The organism is Treponema sp. B152, from assembly GCF_024181665.1.
In the GTDB taxonomy this organism is placed as follows: Bacteria; Spirochaetota; Spirochaetia; order Treponematales; family Treponemataceae; genus Treponema_B; species Treponema_B denticola.
This window is the reverse complement of the sequence record NZ_CP058668.1, coordinates 2,740,792-2,758,702: the sequence shown is the minus strand read 5'-3', so window position 1 is coordinate 2,758,702 and position 17,911 is coordinate 2,740,792. Positions and strand designations below refer to the sequence as shown.

Sequence of the window (17,911 nt, the reverse complement as noted above, 5' to 3'; positions counted from 1 at the left end):
AGCTCGCCATTATACTACTTCTTTACTTTTTTTTGCAATAATGATAGAATGAAAAAAGGCATTTATTGTCAAATTTTATGGGAATTTATAAGCTTTTAAGGAAAAAAAATGACAAAGTCAAATTATTCGGCAAATAATATTACGGTTTTAAAGGGTTTGGAAGCGGTCAGAAAAAGACCGGGTATGTATATAGGTTCAACGGGGCCGGACGGTCTTCACCATCTAGTTTATGAGGTTGTAGATAACTGTATAGACGAGGCTATGGCCGGTTTTTGCGATAAAATTTTGGTAGTTCTTGAGCCGAACGATATTGTCCGTGTAGAGGACAACGGCCGAGGTATTCCTGTAGATATTCACCCTACCGAAAAAATAAGTGCCTTGGAGCTGGTTTTAACCCGCCTTCATGCCGGCGGTAAGTTCGATAAGGGTTCTTACAAGGTTTCAGGCGGTTTGCACGGAGTAGGCGTTTCGGTTGTAAACGCTCTTTCCGTTTGGATGGAGGCCAAGGTCTACAAGGACGGCTTTGAGCACTATGCAAAGTTTGAAAAAGGCTCCATTCTTGAGCCCGTAAAAAAAATAGGAGAAACCGAAAAAAGCGGTACTGTTATAAGATGGGCAGTGGATCCTTCTATCTTTACCGAAACCACCGTATACAATTTTGAAGTGCTTGCAACCCGTTTAAGGGAATTGGCCTTCTTAAACAGCAAAATTTCCATTACGATGAGGGATGAGCGCCTTTCTACCCCAAAAGAGGTTACCTTCGCCTTTGAGGGCGGAATATCGCAGTTTGTTTCTTATTTGAACGAATCAAAACAAGTTTTTCCGAAAAGTCCCATTTTTATCGAAGGCGAAAAAAACGATATTCTCTGCGAGGTTGCCATTCAATACAATGACGGCTATAACGAAAACCTCCTTTCCTTCGTAAACGATATAAACACCCGCGAAGGGGGCACTCACCTTGAAGGTTTTAAAACAGCCCTTACCCGTGTAATGAACGACTTTTTAAAGAAGTATCCTAAGCTTGTAAAAAAGATGGATAAGGAAGAAAAGCTTACCGGAGAAGATGTCCGCGCAGGTCTTACCGCCATCGTTTCAGTAAAGGTTCCCGAACCTCAATTTGAAGGGCAAACAAAAACAAAACTGGGAAACAGCGATGTTCGGGGTATAGTTGACTCATTTGTAAACGAAAAGCTTACCTTATTTTTTGAGCAAAATCCTAATGAGGTCGAAAAGGTTTTGGAAAAATGCGTCGCCGAGGCCGCAGCCCGAATTGCTGCCAGAAGAGCAAAGGAAGCTACCAGGAGAAAAAGCGGTTTGGACAGTTTCGGCCTTCCCGGAAAACTTGCAGACTGTTCTTTAAAAGACCCTGAGTCTTGTGAAGTTTACATAGTTGAGGGAGACTCTGCAGGCGGCTCTGCAAAAAAAGGAAGGGACAGCAAGACGCAGGCTATCCTGCCCCTCTGGGGAAAAATGCTCAATGTCGAAAAAACCCGCCTAGACAAGGTTGTAAACAACGAAAAGCTTCAGCCTATTATTGCGACCCTCGGCACCGGCATAGGCAAGGATTTTAATATAGAAAAGTTACGCTATCACAAGGTTATAATAATGGCCGATGCCGACGTTGACGGCTCCCATATCCGGACTCTTCTTTTAACATTCTTTTTTAGGTACATGCCTCAGGTTATCGAAAAGGGGCACGTTTACCTTGCGATGCCGCCTCTTTATAAAATTTCACACAATAAAAAAGAATGGTATGTTTATAATGATGATGAAAGAGATTCCGTTTTGGATCAAATAGGACGCGGAAACAATGCTGCTGTTCAGCGCTACAAGGGCTTGGGCGAAATGGACGGGACCCAGCTTTGGGAAACAACTATGGACCCTGCAAGGCGGAAAATGATGAGGGTTACCCTTCCGGACGCCGTCGAAGCCGACAGAATTTTTAGTACGCTGATGGGCGAAGAAGTTGAGCCCCGCCGAAAGTTTATCGAAGAAAACGCCGTCTATGCAAATCTGGATGTGTGATGTGTAATTAAGGGGAATATGTATGTTTGATGTTAATAGTTCTGTGCTCTTTTGGTTTGCAGGTATTGTGATACTCTTTGTTTTAATTCAGTCCGTCTTCTTTTTGATAAAGGCTTTGAAGCGGGCAAAAGAGCTCAATATGCCCCAAAAAAAGATAAAGCAAATTATCTCCGGAGCAGCGATTTTTACGGTTGCACCCGCCATTTCAATCATTCTAGGCATGATAAGCCTTTCCAAATTTTTAGGACTTCCCCTGCCTTGGCTCCGTCTTTCGGTACTGGGAGCCTTAACCTATGAGCTTACTGCGGCAAGCACAGCTGCTTCCGTTTTAGACATTCCCTTGGATGAGCCGATTGCAAATGCAACAGCCTATACGACTATTTCTTGGGTTATGGCCCTCGGAATAATTTCGGGGATTGTCGTGATTGCTCTTTTTCTGCCCAAGATGCAAAAAAATCTTATTAAGATGAAGTCCAAGGATGAAAAATGGAGTAAACTCCTCATCGATGCCCTTTTTATGGGAATGATTTCCGCCTTTTTAGGAATGATATTTTCTGAAATCAGGCTCGGACTTAAGGGTTGGATTCCCGTTTTTGTGATGTTCTTTTCGGCCTTCTTAATGCTTGTCTGCGGTTTAATCGTAAAAAAGACAAGGGCTAAGTGGCTTGAAAGCTATGCTATGCCGATAAGCCTTTTGGGCGGAATGGCTTTTTCCATTCCGATTACCATGTTGATAGCTTAAACCGTTTAAGGTTTTATGGAACTTCTTATAGGAGGATATTATGCAAGATACACAAATAGAATTCGGTTCATATGAAAAAAGCATACATAGGTGGGGAAGAACATGGATGGTAATAGCTATTATAATGTTTCTTTCTTATCCTCTTTTTACCTGTATTTACTATAATACCTGGCCTAATTTTTGGCTCCTTTTACGGGGGCTTTTCGGTGTTGCCGTTGTTTTTTGGCCGGTAGGAATTATTGAAGCCTTTACCTTCGCACCCATGCTCGGTGCGGGCGGAACCTATGTAGGCTTTATCACAGGAAACTTGACAAACCTAAAAGTGCCCTGCGGAGTCTTGGCTTTGGAGACGGCAAAGGTTGAAGCCAATACCGAAGAAGGAGATGTAGTTACCACAATAGCCGTCGCAGTTTCTTCCATTACTACAACCCTTATCTTGGTTTTGGGAATGCTCTTATTGACTCAGTTAAAACCCATATTGGAATCACCCATCATGGCCCCGGCCTTTAAAAATATCTTGCCGGCCCTTTTCGGCGGCCTTCTGGTAGTCTTTGTTGCAAAAAATCCTAAGATTGCCGCAGTTCCCTTTGCCTTTATGCTGATTCTTTTTATTGCAATGCCCCAGCTTGGAAAGGCCATAAGTATGCTCATTCCCGTAGGAGCCGCAATTACAATCATCTACACGAGGATAATGTATAAGAAAGGAAAAATTTAAAATAACCGAATCCCTTATTATCTTTTAATCGCATTGCTGTTTATCTCGTCCACGTATTCAAAAAGTTTTTTTACCGCCTCTTTTGTTGTTGCCCATGAGGTACAAAAGCGAACTGCTGTTTGGTTTTCTGAAATTTTTGCCCAAAATTCGCATTTAAATTCTTTTTCTATTTTAGCTAAAAGGCCGTTTTCGATTATGGGAAAACTTTGATTTGTTTCGCTTTTCATAAAAAAAGAAAAGCCCCTATCGGAAAACCCTTTACGGATCATCTTTGCCGTTTCGTTCATTGTTCTTCCTATTTCGAAGTAAAGCTTATCCGTAAAAAGAGTTTTAAACTGAAGGCCTAAAAGTCTGCCCTTTGCAAAAAGACCGCCTTTTTGTTTTTGTATATATCTAAAGTCTTTTTGAAGATCTTGGTTGTTGATGATAAGGGCTTCACCGAAAAGAGCGCCCATCTTTGTTCCGCCTATATAAAAGGCATCCGTATATCTTGCCATGTCTGCAAGGCTTAAGTCGTTATTGTCAGCGGTGAGGGCTGTCCCTAGGCGGGCGCCGTCAACATAGAGGGGTACGGAATATTTTTGAGCGGTCAGCTTTAAAGCCTGTAATTCTTTTTTTGAATAAATGGTGCCGAGTTCCGTAGGATTTGAAATATAAATCATTCCGGGTTGAACCATATGCTCGGCTGTGGGATCATCGTAATGAGCCTTTATAAGAGCATCAGCCTGATCTGCCGTTATTTTTCCGTTTGCCGATTCGATGGTTAGAACCTTGTGTCCGCAAGCTTCAATAGCTCCCGACTCATGCACGTTTATATGTCCTGTATCGGCGGCGATAACTCCCTGATGTGGTCTTAGTACTGAGGCTATCATGGTCAGGTTGGTTTGTGTTCCGCCAGAAAAGAAATAAACCTTACTTTGAGGTGCATCCAGTTCTTTTAAGATAAGGTCTGCAGCTTCTGCACAATATTCGTCACAGCCGTAACCGACGGTTTGCTCTTCATTTGTTTCCGTCAATGCTTTAAGAATTTTTGGATGACAACCTTCACTGTAATCATTTATAAAAAAATACATATTAAGCCCCCTAAATTTAGATTATATCATAAAAAAAGGGGCTTATCAATGTTTGGATTCATGTTTGAATTAACTCTTAAAAAGGCCGGCCAATTCTTCATTGCTCAATTTTGAAATCCACGTTTCACCTGCAGAAATGCTCATGCCGCTTATTTCCCGCTTTTTTTGAATCATCTCATCAATTTTTTCTTCAAAAGTACCGGAGCAGATAAGGCGGTGCACGAACACATTTTTTGTCTGTCCTATTCTAAATGCCCTGTCTGTGGCCTGATCTTCAACTGCGGGATTATACCAAAGGTCAAAGTGAATTACCCTGTTAGCTGCCGTCAAGTTAAGGCCCGTACCTCCCGCCTTAAGCGAAATTAAAAAGATGCGGTAAGCAGGATCCGTTTGAAAAACCTCTACAGCCTTTTTTCTTTTTGAGGCGGGCATTTGACCGTGGAGCAAAAGAGGTTCGGTCCCCAATTCTTTTTGAATGATGTTTTTTAAAATGTCGAGGGTGCCTACATATTGGCTGAAAATAATTGCCTTTTCTCCCGAAGAAATTATTTCGTTTAAAAGCTCGATGAGGACAGCGGCCTTGCCTGAGTATTTCATTTCGATTGGAGTTTCCTTATCATAGGCTCTAGGATGATTGCACACCTGTTTTAAGGCCGTTAAAAGTTTTAGAACATAGGCCTGTCTTTCAATCTTAGTTTCGGCTCCCATCACCTTGTGCAATTCCGTTTCTACAAGGTTTTCATAAATTGCCAGCTGCTCAGGCGTCAAATTGCAATATTGATTTGTAATTATCTTATCCGGCAAATCCGAGATAACCTTGGGATCGGTCTTTAGACGGCGGAGCAAAAAGGGTGAAGTAATTTTTTTTAGATCATCCGCTTCGGTTTCCGAATTATGAAGCTCAATCGGAATACGCCATTTTTTTCTAAACTCGTCGGCCGTACCTAAATAACCGGGAAGAAAAAAGTCGAATATGGAACGCATGTCTTCAAGGTTGTTTTCGACCGGTGTGCCTGTAAGAGCAATTCTGCCCCTCGCCTGAATTGCCTTTACGGCATGAGCCTTTTTTGTTCCGGAATTTTTTATAGCCTGAGCTTCATCTAAAATAATGCAAAAAACTTTTTTGTCTTTTAATTTTTCTATATCTTTTTGCATAGTTTGATATGTGCTTATTATTACATCTGCTTCGGTAGTGAACTTACGCCCTGCCCCATGATAAACGGCGGTTTTAAGAGAAGGAGCGAATTTTGCTATTTCGTGTTCCCAGTTTGAAAGAAGGCTTGCTGGGGCTATAACCAAAAAAGGGGATTCCGCTTCTTTTGAATTTTTAAAGCTAAGCATTAAACTTATAATCTGTACGGTTTTGCCCAAGCCCATGTCGTCGGCCAAAAGGCAGCCGAAGCCGCTTTTGATGTTTGCATAAAGCCAGCGGTAGCCCTGTTCTTGATAAGGCCTTAATTCCGCATTTAGATTTTGAGGAACGGGAACCTCTTCTTGCCTGAAAATATTTTTGATAATTTCTGAGGCGGGTTTGGAACAAACTGCGTTTCCCGAAAGAACCGCTTGCAAAACCTCTTTTGTATCTGCCGGTTTTTCAAGGGCTTTTAACATCTTGGCAACTTCTTCGGGATCAAGTAAAAGAAACTGATCGTTAAATTTTACCAAGCCCGATTTATTTAAAAAGAGCTTTTTAAATTCGTCTATATCTATTAAGGTATCTCCCAACATTAGAGCTCGGTCATAAGAAAGAACATCATCAAGGTTTAAAAACGAAACTACGTTTCCTGCTCCCTTTACGGATTTTACGCTTATAACAGGTTTGGGAGTCAAAACGTTTTTTAGGCTTTTAGGTAAAACTATATCGATACCGAAACGCTGTAAAAGCTTTGCCGACTTTTGTAAAAAAAGCCCCGTTTCTTCCCGCGAAAGCATCACATTTTTTTTAATTGCAAGAATCGAAAGAGCCGGTAAGTAAGCCGCAAGGGTTGCAGGAAATCGCAAAATATCGTCAGGGTTTTTACTCCTCTTTGCTGCGGTATTTAATTCGGCAAAGGGAGCCTCTGCTTCAAGAGCAAAGGAATCATCGCCTGCCTCTAGTTGCTTTTCTTTAGCCTTACGGACAAGGGCGGAAAGCAAAAAGAATTCGTCGTCTTTTAAGGCCTCCAAGGTTAAGCGGTATTCATATCCGCAATTACTGTAATTTAAAACCGAAAGCCAAGAATAAATTACCGTATACAAATTCCGCTTGCCGGGAATGCTTATATCGATTTCTTCATTTGAAAAAAAAAGCTTGTCTATTTCTTTGTCCTTAGTATAGGACTTGTTAGGAAAGAATTTTAAAGATGCCGCATATTCGGTTAAAAAGGCTGTAAGCAAAAGTTCTGCACAATAGAGTCTTCCCCATTTTTCAACCGGAAGAAAAAAGTCCTTTGTGAGGGAAGCTGCAAATTTAAAAATGTCGGCCTTTATTTCGGAAGAAGCAGAAAGGCTTTTCCAAAAGATAAAAAGCTTTTTGTTTTCGGTAAATACGGCAGGTATAAATGCGGAGCTTTGAATCAATTTCCCTGCAAGAGCAAAGAGAGAAAAAAGAATTTTAACCGATGGGCTCATCTCATTTAAGCTGTTTCTTGTTTTATAAAAATTTTGAGCTTGCAAAAGAGTTTGATTTATTTCGTGGGTTTCGCCTAATTTTATGTTTACCGTTAGAGGGCTTTTAGGCTCAAGGGGGAAAGCTCTTTTTTGTTTTCGGATATTGTCGATATTTATTTTTACCCTCGCAAACAAAAAAGGGTTTACCGATTTTTCTTCTTGTTTTTCGTTTTGCTTTTCTTGACTGTAAAAGTTGAGTCCGTAATTTAAAACCGCCTTATGATAAAATTCCGTCAGCTTGATTATAAAATCGCTTGATGTAAAATTAGGTTCAGGAGGAAGAATATTTGTTATCAGCGGAAGATAGGATTCTCCAAGGGAAAATTTTAAAGGACTCTGCAGTTCACAAGAATTATGAGCGGTCTCACTGACTGATGAGTCTGAAGATAAGTCTGCTGCTTTATTTAAGGTTTCATTTTTACGGAGGCTCAACGGAACGGGCTGCTCTTGGAGGAGCCCAAGTTTTTGTGTTCCTCCTTTTTCGAAAACTTCGGTTTCCGGTACATTTATAGAATCGATGTCAAAGCCCGCAAGCTTAAACAAGAGGCGAGGGTCATGGTCTATTTCTTTGGCAAGTAAAAAAAGAACGGCCGCCATGTGCTTGCAAGGGTCTCCCGAATCGGGGCAGGTGCAGTCCCTTTCGATTAAATTCCAGCGGGCAGGAATGAGCCTCACTTTCTTTTTCTTTAGGGCTTCGATGAGGGCCGGGCTCATAATTCCCGCCCTAAGGCCTGCAAGTTCAATCGGATGTTTTTCTAAGATTGAGCGGATTGCGGTTTCATTTGTTTTTGAAAGGGGCGGGAATTTAAAATACACATGATACCAAGGAGAATAATTCCCCTTAACCTTTGCTCCCGCCGTTTGCCCGTTTACCACAAGAGAATTTACCTTCCCTGTGTTTGCATAAGTTTTTCCTCTGGACAATCGGCCTGAATCATCATAGGCCTTCAGCATATCCAAAAACCATGCACCCCAAGGTGTCGTCCCGTAAGTCTGTCTTGCCATAGCGAGAAGTATACCAAAAGATGGGAGGGCTTGCAATTGCTTATCAAGCAAAAGCATCTTCATCATGTGAGCGTCTCATAGCTATGACGTATTTACGGCATACATAATCGATATACATAATCGATAAATTATTTTTTAAATTTTACTATCTATTACAAACAATTTCTATAATAATTATGAAAGGGGGAAAATTTTTCTTCTTTAAAAATAATTTTTATGAGAGGTAAAAAATGCAAAAATTGTTTAAAATAACTTTACGCAACGACTACGCTTTTAAGCGTATATTCGGAGTAGAAGAAAACAAGGACGTTCTTCAGGATTTGTTGGAATGTATACTGGATATTCCGCCTGAGAATATCGCAGGTTTGGAACTTCTGGATAAGGAGTTTCATAAGGAACTTTTAAGTGAAAAGCTCGGTATTTTAGATATTAAGCTAAGACTAAAAGACGGAACCTTTGTCGACATTGAAATTCAGAACAACTGGCATTTTGATTTTCCTGAAAGAACCTTGTATTATTGGTCTAAAATGTACAACGAAGCTATAAAACAAGGCCAAGACTATACAAAACTGCCAAAGTGTATTACAATAAATTTGATAGGAAAAGGCTTTAATAAAAATAAGCGTTTACACAACAAGTATCTTGTTCTTGAACAAGATACAAAAGAGCCTTTAGTTTCAAAACTTGAGATTCATATACTAAACCTTGAAAAGGCAAGACTCTTAAAAGAAGGCCAATTTAAAGATAATAAAACAAAACGCTTATTAAGCTGGTTGAAATTTATCGAAACTGATAATCCGGAGGTGCGGGAAATGTTAGAACAAGAATCGACAATGATGAAAAAAGCAAATGCCGCTATTTCTGTAATGGAAATGAGTCCTAGAGATAAATGGCTTTATGACTCTCGAATGAAATATGAACATGACAGGGCTTCATGTATAAGCGAAGGCTATCGACAAGGTCTTGATAAAGGGGCTTACCAAAATAAACTTGAAACGGCAAAGTTGATGAAAAAGATGAATTATCCGATTAGTGATATTTGCACAATATCCGGCCTTACCAAAGAAGAAATTGAAAAACTATAATCAACTTTATCATCTTTTAAAAAGTATTTTTGTTTTTTTCCGTCCAGAATGCTCCGCTTCCTTTCGGGGTTTTTTATTACAGCCCCTTAAAAAAATCCTAGACCTTTCCGTTTAAAAGTTGTATATTAGTAACATGGGTAAAAAAATAAAGTTCAATATTACGGGAATGACTTGCTCGGCTTGTTCTTCCCATGTTCAAAGGGCTGTCGAAAAACTTGAAGGAGCCGCCGAGGTACAGGTAAATCTTTTAACCAACAGCATGAGCGTCAATTACGATGAGGCTATCCTTGGTACAGATAAGATTATAGATGCTGTCGAAAAAGCCGGATACGGAGCCTCGCTTGCCGAGGGTTTAAAAAACTCTTCTTCAAATAAAAACTCGGCTGACGGTAAGACTTCCGGTACCCGCTCATTTCAAAACGATGCCGCCAAACTTGAAAGAGATAAGATAAAAAAAAGGCTAATCTTGTCTTTAGTCTTTATGATTCCTCTTTTTTATGTATCGATGGGACACATGGCTTCTCTTCCGATTCCTCATTTTTTGCACGGAATAGAAAATGCTCTTATTTTTAGTTTTACTCAATTTCTGCTTGCTCTTCCCGTGCTGATTATAAATAAAAAATTCTTTACGGGAGGCTTTAAGGCTTTTTTAAACAAGGCTCCCAATATGGACTCCCTCGTTGCGGTCGGTTCCGGCGCAGCCCTTATTTACGGCATCTTTGCTATTTATAAGATGGCCTACGGAATGGGGCATGGAGATATGGAAACGGTAAGGCTTTTTGCCGGGGACCTTTACTTTGAATCGGCTGCGATGATTTTAACCCTCGTAAGCTTGGGGAAATTCCTTGAAGCCAATGCAAAAGGAAAAACTTCTCAGGCAATTACAAAGCTGATGAACCTTAGGCCCAAAACCGCCCTTGTTATAAGGAACGGTAAGGAAGAAGAAATTCCTGTTGAAGAAATTGTAAAGGGTGATTTGATTTTAATCAAGCCCGGTTTTTCCATTCCCGTTGACGGTATTATAGTGGAAGGGAATTCTTCGGTAGATGAGGCTGCAATTACGGGCGAGAGCCTCCCTGTCGAAAAGGCCGCAGGCGACAAGGTGGTAAGTGCTTCCATAAACTTATCAGGAACATTTACATTTAAAGCTGAAAGGGTTGGCGATGATACAACCCTTTCCCAAATAATTGCCCTTGTGGAAGAAGCCTCGGCCTCGAAGGCTCCCGTTTCTAAGCTTGCCGATAAGATAAGCAACTACTTTGTGCCTGCGGTCATAGCTATTGCGGTGATTACGCTTTTTATCTGGCTGATTGCGGGCGAAGGCTTTGAATTCGCTCTTTCCAGAGCAATTTCGGTGCTTGTAATTTCCTGTCCCTGTGCCCTAGGCCTTGCAACACCTACAGCCATTATGGCCGGAACAGGCAAGGGCGCTCGGCTGGGTATCTTAATCCGCTCTGCAGAAGCCCTTGAAACGGCTCACAAAACAAATACCGTAGTCTTGGATAAGACCGGTACAATAACCCAAGGCCGCCCCGATGTAATCGATATTAAAAAAACCGAAAACTTTAGCGAGGACGAAGTTTTAAGCTTTGCCTATAGTCTTGAAGTGCTTTCCGAGCACCCCCTCGCAAATGCCGTTATAAAACGAGCAAAAGAAAAAAACTTAGAGGCTTTGAAAATTAAGGACTTTAAGGCTGAACACGGTTTCGGGATTTCGGGTATTGAAGAAGCTTCGGGCCTAAAAATCCTTGCAGGGAATGAAAAGCTTTTCCAAAAAAACAATATCGAAATTTCCCATGCCAAGGCCGAAATTGATGCCCTTGCGGAAAAGGGAGCGACCCCTCTTTTGATTGGCGTAAGCGGCCGTACAGGCGGAAGTTCTTCGGAAACCGATACGGGTGCAAAGCTCATAGGAATTATAGCTGTTGCCGACAAAATTAAGGAGGGCAGTATTGAGTCAATAGCAGAATTTAAGGCGATGGGGATAAAGACCATAATGCTTACGGGCGACAACAAAAAAACGGCAAATGCAATAAAGGCTCAGACGGGAGTAGATGATTTTTCTGCCGAGCTCTTGCCCCAAAACAAAAAAAACGAAATCGAAAAATTGCAGCAAGCCGGTCTTAAAACGGCTATGATAGGCGACGGAATCAATGATGCCCCTGCCCTTATGACAGCCGATGTAGGCATAGCCATAGGAAACGGAACGGATATAGCTATCGAAAGCGCAGACATTATTTTGATGAACGATAATTTACAAACGGCTGTAGATTCTATTCAGTTAAGCCGTGCCGTTATGCGGAATATAAAAGAAAATCTTTTTTGGGCTCTCTTTTATAATTCTCTATGTATACCATTAGCGGCAGGAGTTTTTTACCCTCTTTTCGGAATTGTTTTAAGCCCGATGATTGCAGCAGCTGCCATGAGTCTAAGCTCGGTGTCTGTTGTAAGCAATGCCTTGCGTTTAAATTATTTTAAGCCCAAAAGAAAATGCAAAATAAGCCGTGATGCAGGCTCTACAGAATCTTGCGCAGCGGATAAAAATAAAATTAAGGAGAAAGAACTTATGAATACTGTATTAAAGGTAAACGGCATGCAGTGCCAACATTGTGTTTCCCATGTTAAGGAAGCTTTGACAAAGATTTCGGGTGTTTCAGCCGAAATAGATTTAGGTGCAAAAACCGCAACTATCACCCATCCTGAAAGCGTTTCAGTTGCAGACCTAAAAAAAGCTATTGAAGATGCGGGTTATACGGTAGAATAGCTTAAAAAACTTTAGAGGTCTACCTTAGATTTAGTAAAAGAAAAAAAATCGGCCGAAACTTAATTCCGGCCGATTTTCTCATAAGCCTTGCAACATGCTTTTAACTGTTATGGAAAAGGCTTGTACTCGTTTACCATGCTTATCGCTGAAGAAACCTTGCGCCCTCCTGCCATTTCTTGAGCAACATCTATGGCCTTTTGAATAAGACCTGCGTTGTCGGCGACACCGTGTAAAATAATTTCATGTTCCGAAATATCGGCTTCAAGGAAATATATTTGAAGTTTCAAATCAAAAGAAATATGATTGACGATTTTTTGAGCCAATAAAAGCTCTTTTAATCTTTTATCGCCTAAAGCGGCATCCTCTTTGCTTATGGTTTTTTCAAGCCCGTATTTGATTATCTCGGCGGCTTGAAGAGGACTTATATACCCCGTATTTATAACTAAATTATATTCGGAAGAGTCTTCATTAACCGTATTAAAAAAATTCTTATGGAACCCGTCTCTATTATTATCGCTTTCCTCCATCAGTGCTCGCGCTTCTTTTTCGGAATAATTGAATTCCTTCATCAATCTCGAAATTCTTATATCGTCGGCAGCAACCAAGCGTACCGAATAAAGTCCCGGCACATTTCTCAAGATTGCAAAGCCTCCCCTGCCTATAAAAATGCTGTTGCCTGAAGAAGCATGCTCATATACTGCTTCACGCAAATAATCAAAGTAAGAATCTCTTTCCCTTGAAAGGGATGCCCAAAAGCCGGGCTTGCGCTCATCATATTTTTTTAGCTGTACTTCCGAAATTCCTTTTGCAAGCAAATCTTTTTCCAACGACTTACGGTCAATAAAGTTGTAATTTAAAAGTTTGGCCAGCTCAATCGCTGTTTCGTCACCAAAGGAAGCGATTTTGCGTGAAATAGTTATAATTGCCATAAAAACCTCCTATTGCAATTAAATTCGCTTTATAATAGAATAACCCGAAATTCTTGATATGTCAAATGGAGAATTGCAATTTTTATGGAAAAGAATAACGAGATTGTCTGGAAGCCTGCTGCTTCCAGAGAGATCTTAAAAACAAGGGTCTTTAGTGTCTGTGAGAAAGACAGCATTTCTCCTGAAGGAGAAAAAAAGACCTTTATTTCTCTAAAAGCGCCTAGTTGGGTTATTGTTATTCCCGTATACCAAAACTCATCGGGAGAAGATATCTTTGTGATGGTACAGCAGTGGAGGCACGGTTCGGAAAGCGTCTGCATCGAATTCCCCGGAGGTGTTGTCGATAAAGGAGAAAAACCGGAAGATGCTGCTTTAAGGGAGCTTTTAGAAGAAACCGGCCGAACTCCTAAAAATATAAAATGCTTATCTACACTGTCCCCCAATCCCGCAATAATGGAAAACTCTTGTACCGTTTTTTTGGCGGAGCTGGACAAGGGAGAAGTTAAGCAAAATCTTGATGAAGATGAATTCTTAAATATTCTTGAAATCCCCGCTAAAAAAGTTATTCAAAACATGGGTAATCCGCCCTACACTCATGCTATTATGAACGCAGCTCTTTTCCTATACTTAAAAGAAAAGCAATATCACTGATATGTCGGTGCACCGATATATCAGTGATAACCACCGATATAACGGTGTGAATTTTACCTAGACTACCTTAGTTTTATTGAAATTCTAAATATTTTAATACAAATTCCCGTATTTTTATTAAAAATACGTCTTATTTTGATTTTACTATCTTTAGCATGAAATTTGCTTATATATAACCGAAAGACACTAAAAAACCTTTAAAAAGCACTAAAAGTTTATTTAAAAAAGTTTGCTTTAAAATAATTTTTTAAGGAGAAAATTATGGAACAAATGACAATGAATATGCCCCTCTTGGGAGACGACTTCCCCCAGTTAGCGGTTTCGACAACACACGGACCTATGAAGCTTCCCTGTGATCTTAAAGGCAGTTGGTTTGTGCTTTTTAGCCACCCTGCAGATTTTACACCCGTATGTACTACGGAATTTGTAGCTTTTCAAAAGCTCATGCCTGAGTTTGAAAAACTCGGTGTAAAACTAATCGGTCTTTCTATTGACCAAATACAGAGCCATTTAAAATGGATTGAATGGATTAAGGAAAAACTAGGTGTAGAGATTACCTTCCCTGTAATTGCTGCAAATGACAGCATTGCAAACCAAATCGGACTCTTACACCCCGGGAAAGGCACAAACACCGTTCGCGCCGTATTTATTGTTGACCCCAACGGAAAGGTAAGACTCGTTCTTTACTATCCTCAGGAAATCGGCCGAAATATGGAAGAAATTGTTAGAGCCGTTAAAGCTCTTCAAACCTCCGATAAGAATAAGGTTGCTTTACCTGCCGACTGGCCTAATAACGGGCTTATCAAGGACAGAGCCATCATTCCGCCGCCTCCTACAGAAGCGGAAGCTAAAAAGCGCTTAAAGGAATATGACGGTTACGATTTCTGGTTCTGTCACAAATCTTTATAAAATTTAAATAGCCGATTAGTTTAATCGGCTATTTTTTTATATTAAAGGCCATTTTTGGGTGTATTTTTTTTAAAAATATGGTACACTATTACTATATCACAAGGAGGCTGGTATGATTACATTCTTTATCTGTTTGGCAATACTTATTGTGGGATATTTTATTTATGGAAAATATGTCCAAAAAGTATTTGGTATTTCTTCTGCACCGACGCCGGCAATATCTAAGCAGGACGGGATAGACTATGTTCCTTTGTCGACAGGCCGCGTATTCTTGATTCAATTATTGAATATAGCGGGATTGGGACCGATTTTTGGAGCGATTTCGGGAGCTCTTTGGGGAGCTTCTGCTTTCTTTTGGATCGGACTTGGAACGATTTTTGCGGGAGGAGTGCATGATTACCTTTCGGGAATGATTTCCGAAAGACATGACGGTGCCAGTATTTCAGAACTTTCAGGGGTATATTTGGGCCCGATTATGAAATTTATCATGAGAGTTTTTGCCGTTGTTTTACTTATATTTGTAGGTACGGTTTTTATGAAAGGACCGGCCGATCTTTTAGCAATATTAACACCGGAAAAATTCGGCTCGACTTTTTGGCTGATTATTGTTCTTGCTTATTATTTCCTTGCTACAATTTTACCGGTAGACAAGATTATCGGAAAGATTTATCCGATTTTCGGTATTGTCCTTATAATCATGGCCTTAGGTATCGGCGCCGGTATTCTTTTTAATGCTTTCCGCGGAACAATGACTATACCCGAATTTTCATTGGCTAATGTTCATCCTTCCAATTTACCGCGTTGGCCCTTGCTGTTTATCACCATTGCTTGCGGCGCTATTTCAGGATTCCATGCAACTCAGTCCCCTTTAATGGCTCGTTGTATTAAATCCGAAGCTGACGGACAAAAGGTATTTTATGGCGCAATGGTAGGTGAAGGAATTATTGCCCTTGTTTGGGCAGCTGCCGGTATGACATTCTATTATGGAACAGGCGGCTTACAAGAAGCTCTTAACACATTGGGCGGTCCTGCAGGTGTTGTTTACGATATTTCCTTCAAGTTATTGGGACATATTGGCGGTTTCTTGGCAGTATTAGGTGTTATTGCATGCCCTATAACATCCGGAGATACGGCATTTAGGAGTGCCCGTTTAACTCTTGCTGACTGGTTCAAGGTAGATCAAAAACCGATTAATAAAAGACTTTTATTGGCTATTCCTCTTTTAGCTATAGGAGGTCTTCTATCCCAAATAAACTTTAATATTATTTGGAGATATTTTGCATGGTCAAATCAAACTTTGGCAATGATTGCATTATGGGTAGGAGCAATGTATCTATTCTTAAATAAGAAGAATTTTATCATTGCCCTGGTTCCGGCAACTTTTATGACAGCTGTTTCGGTTACATATATTTTAATGGCTCCTGAAGGATTTAAGCTTGATAAGATGATTTCTTATCCCATAGGAATTGCTGCTGCTCTTATTTGTCTGGGCGCCTTTATATTTGTAATTATGAGAAAAAAGAAAAACGGTACGGATGTGCCGCCTATACCGGCCCCATCAGTTTAAAAAAAAGCCCCGAGTTGAAAATCTCAATTCGGGGCTTCTTATTATAATCCTAACCTTTTTATTTTCCGGATTAAATCGATTCGGTTTATTCCAAACCGTTTTGCCTTTTTGCTGCGATGAGGGTATTGGCAACGAGCATAGCTATGGTCATTGGGCCTACCCCTTTCGGAACAGGTGTTATTGCAGAAGCAATTTCACAGGCGGGTTCAAAGTCAACATCGCCTACAAGCCTAAAGCCGCTTTTTTTCGTACTGTCATCAATCCGGTTTACACCTACATCTATAACGACGGCGCCTTTTTTAATCATATCGGCTTTGATAAACTGGGGCTTTCCCATAGCTGCAACCAGTATATCAGCCTCTTTTGTAACTTCCGCCAAATTCTTTGTACCGCTGTGGCAAACGGTTACTGTTGCGTTTACATCCTTATTCATCATCAAAACGGAAAGAGGTTTCCCAACGATATTGGAGCGTCCTACAATTACAACCTTTGCACCTTTTGTTTCAACTCCGGTTCTCTTTAAAAGATGAATTACACCATGGGGGGTACAAGGAATAAAGGTATCGTGTCCCAAAAGAAGTTTCCCGACATTTACAGGATGGAAACCGTCTACGTCTTTTTCGGGATTTATAGCTTCAATTACGGCATCGGGATCGATTTGTTTGGGTAAAGGTAACTGCACTAAAATACCGTTTATAAGTTTATCGGCATTCAGCTCTTTTATAAGTTTTAGTAATTCATCCTGCGTAGTAGTTTCCGGAAGCCTGAATGTCCTGTCATTCATTCCTACTTCATGAAGAGCATTTGTCTTTCCCTTTACGTAAGATTGGGACGCAGGGTCATTTCCTACCAAAATAACGGCCAAGGTGGGTTGGACTCCCTTTGCCTTTATTTTTTCAACGTCTTTTGCAATATCGGCCCGTAAGTCTGCCGCTATCTGGGCACCGTCAATAATTTTTGCACTCATTTTTTCCTCCATTTACTTGTATAAGTAACTATTCTTATTCCGGTTTGTTCTAGACTTGTGTTAGTTTAAACAAGATAAGATTGTTATGTTATCTTATATCTACTATGTTATAACATAATATGATTTTGTGCAAGACTTACATATAGACATTCTTGTAAAAAATAAGATATACTATTTTTTAAGTTAGAGGTGAATAAAAAGTGAAGAGATTTATTTCTTGTTTTTTGATTATCAGCGTTTTTTTGATTCCGATTTTTGCACAAGAAGAGGCTGAAACTCCTTCAAATAGTAAAATAGACGGAACTGCAGTCTTTCGGCCGGTCAGACAAGGCGATAAATTCATAAAAGTAGGCTTATCCTTAGGAGTCCCTCTTTTTAATACTTCAGCCGAGAAATTTGCTATTAAACCGAATATTTGGCCGGGAGGCACCATCAATGCAGCTTTCGGCTACTATATCTTAGATGGTTTTTCTTTGGGCGGAACTATAAGTTTTCAGTTTTATCCCACATTGGCAAAAAATCTTTACTTTGCCGTACCTATAACCTTTGATATGGGCTATACCTTTGCTGTCGGGAAATGGCGTATCCCTCTTGGAGGAGGTATAGGGGTTTCTGTTCAGTCTTATAGCGGAAACGGAGCCCAATACTTCGGCATGATTTTTAGGTTTGATGCAGGAACTTACTATCAGTATTCTCCCGAATGGTCTTTCGGAGGCGATGTATCTTGGAACGTAGTCCCCCAGTGGTTCAAAGATAAAACAAATAACCGAACGGGAAATTTTTTAGGCATCAGCTTTGCTGCCAGATATCATCTTTAATCAATATGGAGA

General features: G+C 40.3%; 13 protein-coding genes. 9 read left to right on the top strand and 4 right to left on the bottom strand.

All coding sequences use genetic code 11. The features are described from left to right. Positions 1–108 precede the first annotated feature (108 nt). Genes gyrB through HYB91_RS12925 form a run of 3 tightly spaced genes read left to right on the top strand, consistent with a single transcriptional unit; the run spans position 109 to position 3,482 of the window. The gene (gene gyrB, locus HYB91_RS12935; RefSeq protein WP_002676270.1) at positions 109–2,025 is read left to right on the top strand and encodes a DNA topoisomerase (ATP-hydrolyzing) subunit B; all 1,917 of its coding nucleotides are present in this window, start codon (positions 109–111) and stop codon (positions 2,023–2,025) included. 22 nt (positions 2,026–2,047) lie between these two features. Continuing rightward, entirely contained in the window at positions 2,048–2,767 is a 720-nt protein-coding gene (locus tag HYB91_RS12930) for a DUF5058 family protein (protein ID WP_002676271.1), read from the top strand. A gap of 40 nt (positions 2,768–2,807) precedes the next feature. Further along, the gene (locus HYB91_RS12925) at positions 2,808–3,482 is read left to right on the top strand and encodes a hypothetical protein (RefSeq protein ID WP_002673400.1); all 675 of its coding nucleotides are present in this window, start codon (positions 2,808–2,810) and stop codon (positions 3,480–3,482) included. Positions 3,483–3,499: 17 nt separating this feature from the next. Here HYB91_RS12925 and HYB91_RS12920 read toward each other — a convergent pair whose 3' ends face one another. Both HYB91_RS12920 and HYB91_RS12915 read right to left on the bottom strand, forming a co-directional pair. Beyond that, on the bottom strand, positions 3,500–4,555 hold the full coding sequence (locus HYB91_RS12920; protein ID WP_002676274.1) for a threonine aldolase family protein: 1,056 nt from the start codon (positions 4,553–4,555) through the stop codon (positions 3,500–3,502). 69 nt (positions 4,556–4,624) lie between these two features. Then, complete coding sequence (locus tag HYB91_RS12915) at positions 4,625–8,275, bottom strand: DEAD/DEAH box helicase (protein ID WP_002676276.1); 3,651 nt, start codon at positions 8,273–8,275, stop codon at positions 4,625–4,627. A 164-nt stretch (positions 8,276–8,439) separates the two neighbouring features. On the opposite strand from HYB91_RS12915, the gene HYB91_RS12910 reads away from it, so the two are divergent. Together HYB91_RS12910 and HYB91_RS12905 are read left to right on the top strand one after the other, a co-directional pair. Next, the gene (locus HYB91_RS12910; protein WP_002676277.1) at positions 8,440–9,294 is read left to right on the top strand and encodes an Rpn family recombination-promoting nuclease/putative transposase; all 855 of its coding nucleotides are present in this window, start codon (positions 8,440–8,442) and stop codon (positions 9,292–9,294) included. Positions 9,295–9,427: 133 nt separating this feature from the next. Beyond that, entirely contained in the window at positions 9,428–12,058 is a 2,631-nt protein-coding gene (locus tag HYB91_RS12905; RefSeq protein ID WP_002676278.1) for a heavy metal translocating P-type ATPase, read from the top strand. 107 nt (positions 12,059–12,165) lie between these two features. On the opposite strand, the gene HYB91_RS12900 is transcribed toward HYB91_RS12905, so the two are convergent. Then, positions 12,166–12,987 (bottom strand): cytidylate kinase family protein, encoded by an 822-nt coding sequence (locus HYB91_RS12900; RefSeq protein WP_002676279.1) that lies wholly within the window; start codon positions 12,985–12,987, stop codon positions 12,166–12,168. An 84-nt stretch (positions 12,988–13,071) separates the two neighbouring features. On the opposite strand from HYB91_RS12900, the gene HYB91_RS12895 reads away from it, so the two are divergent. The 3 genes from HYB91_RS12895 (at position 13,072) to HYB91_RS12885 (ending at position 16,114) form a co-directional block, all read left to right on the top strand. Beyond that, the gene (locus tag HYB91_RS12895) at positions 13,072–13,638 is read left to right on the top strand and encodes an NUDIX hydrolase (protein ID WP_002676280.1); all 567 of its coding nucleotides are present in this window, start codon (positions 13,072–13,074) and stop codon (positions 13,636–13,638) included. A 261-nt stretch (positions 13,639–13,899) separates the two neighbouring features. Continuing rightward, entirely contained in the window at positions 13,900–14,547 is a 648-nt protein-coding gene (locus tag HYB91_RS12890) for a peroxiredoxin (RefSeq protein ID WP_002666928.1), read from the top strand. Positions 14,548–14,659: 112 nt separating this feature from the next. Further along, positions 14,660–16,114, top strand: a complete 1,455-nt coding sequence (locus HYB91_RS12885) for a carbon starvation CstA family protein (RefSeq protein ID WP_002676281.1) — start codon at positions 14,660–14,662, stop codon at positions 16,112–16,114. An 85-nt stretch (positions 16,115–16,199) separates the two neighbouring features. Here the strand turns inward: HYB91_RS12885 and folD are convergent, their stop codons facing one another. Beyond that, the gene (gene folD, locus HYB91_RS12880; protein WP_002676282.1) at positions 16,200–17,081 is read right to left on the bottom strand and encodes a bifunctional methylenetetrahydrofolate dehydrogenase/methenyltetrahydrofolate cyclohydrolase FolD; all 882 of its coding nucleotides are present in this window, start codon (positions 17,079–17,081) and stop codon (positions 16,200–16,202) included. A gap of 200 nt (positions 17,082–17,281) precedes the next feature. Between folD and HYB91_RS12875 the strand changes: the two genes are divergently transcribed. After that, complete coding sequence (locus HYB91_RS12875; RefSeq protein WP_002666925.1) at positions 17,282–17,899, top strand: TP0733 family outer membrane beta-barrel protein; 618 nt, start codon at positions 17,282–17,284, stop codon at positions 17,897–17,899. The last annotated feature ends 12 nt before the right edge of the window (positions 17,900–17,911 follow it).

Coding starts and splice junctions, on each gene's coding strand:
- gyrB (WP_002676270.1), top strand. CDS start 109: ATGACAAAGTCAAATTATTCGGCAAATAATATTACGGTTTTAAAGGGT.
- HYB91_RS12930 (WP_002676271.1), top strand. CDS start 2,048: ATGTTTGATGTTAATAGTTCTGTGCTCTTTTGGTTTGCAGGTATTGTG.
- HYB91_RS12925 (WP_002673400.1), top strand. CDS start 2,808: ATGCAAGATACACAAATAGAATTCGGTTCATATGAAAAAAGCATACAT.
- HYB91_RS12920 (WP_002676274.1), bottom strand. CDS start 4,555: ATGTATTTTTTTATAAATGATTACAGTGAAGGTTGTCATCCAAAAATT.
- HYB91_RS12915 (WP_002676276.1), bottom strand. CDS start 8,275: ATGATGAAGATGCTTTTGCTTGATAAGCAATTGCAAGCCCTCCCATCT.
- HYB91_RS12910 (WP_002676277.1), top strand. CDS start 8,440: ATGCAAAAATTGTTTAAAATAACTTTACGCAACGACTACGCTTTTAAG.
- HYB91_RS12905 (WP_002676278.1), top strand. CDS start 9,428: ATGGGTAAAAAAATAAAGTTCAATATTACGGGAATGACTTGCTCGGCT.
- HYB91_RS12900 (WP_002676279.1), bottom strand. CDS start 12,987: ATGGCAATTATAACTATTTCACGCAAAATCGCTTCCTTTGGTGACGAA.
- HYB91_RS12895 (WP_002676280.1), top strand. CDS start 13,072: ATGGAAAAGAATAACGAGATTGTCTGGAAGCCTGCTGCTTCCAGAGAG.
- HYB91_RS12890 (WP_002666928.1), top strand. CDS start 13,900: ATGGAACAAATGACAATGAATATGCCCCTCTTGGGAGACGACTTCCCC.
- HYB91_RS12885 (WP_002676281.1), top strand. CDS start 14,660: ATGATTACATTCTTTATCTGTTTGGCAATACTTATTGTGGGATATTTT.
- folD (WP_002676282.1), bottom strand. CDS start 17,081: ATGAGTGCAAAAATTATTGACGGTGCCCAGATAGCGGCAGACTTACGG.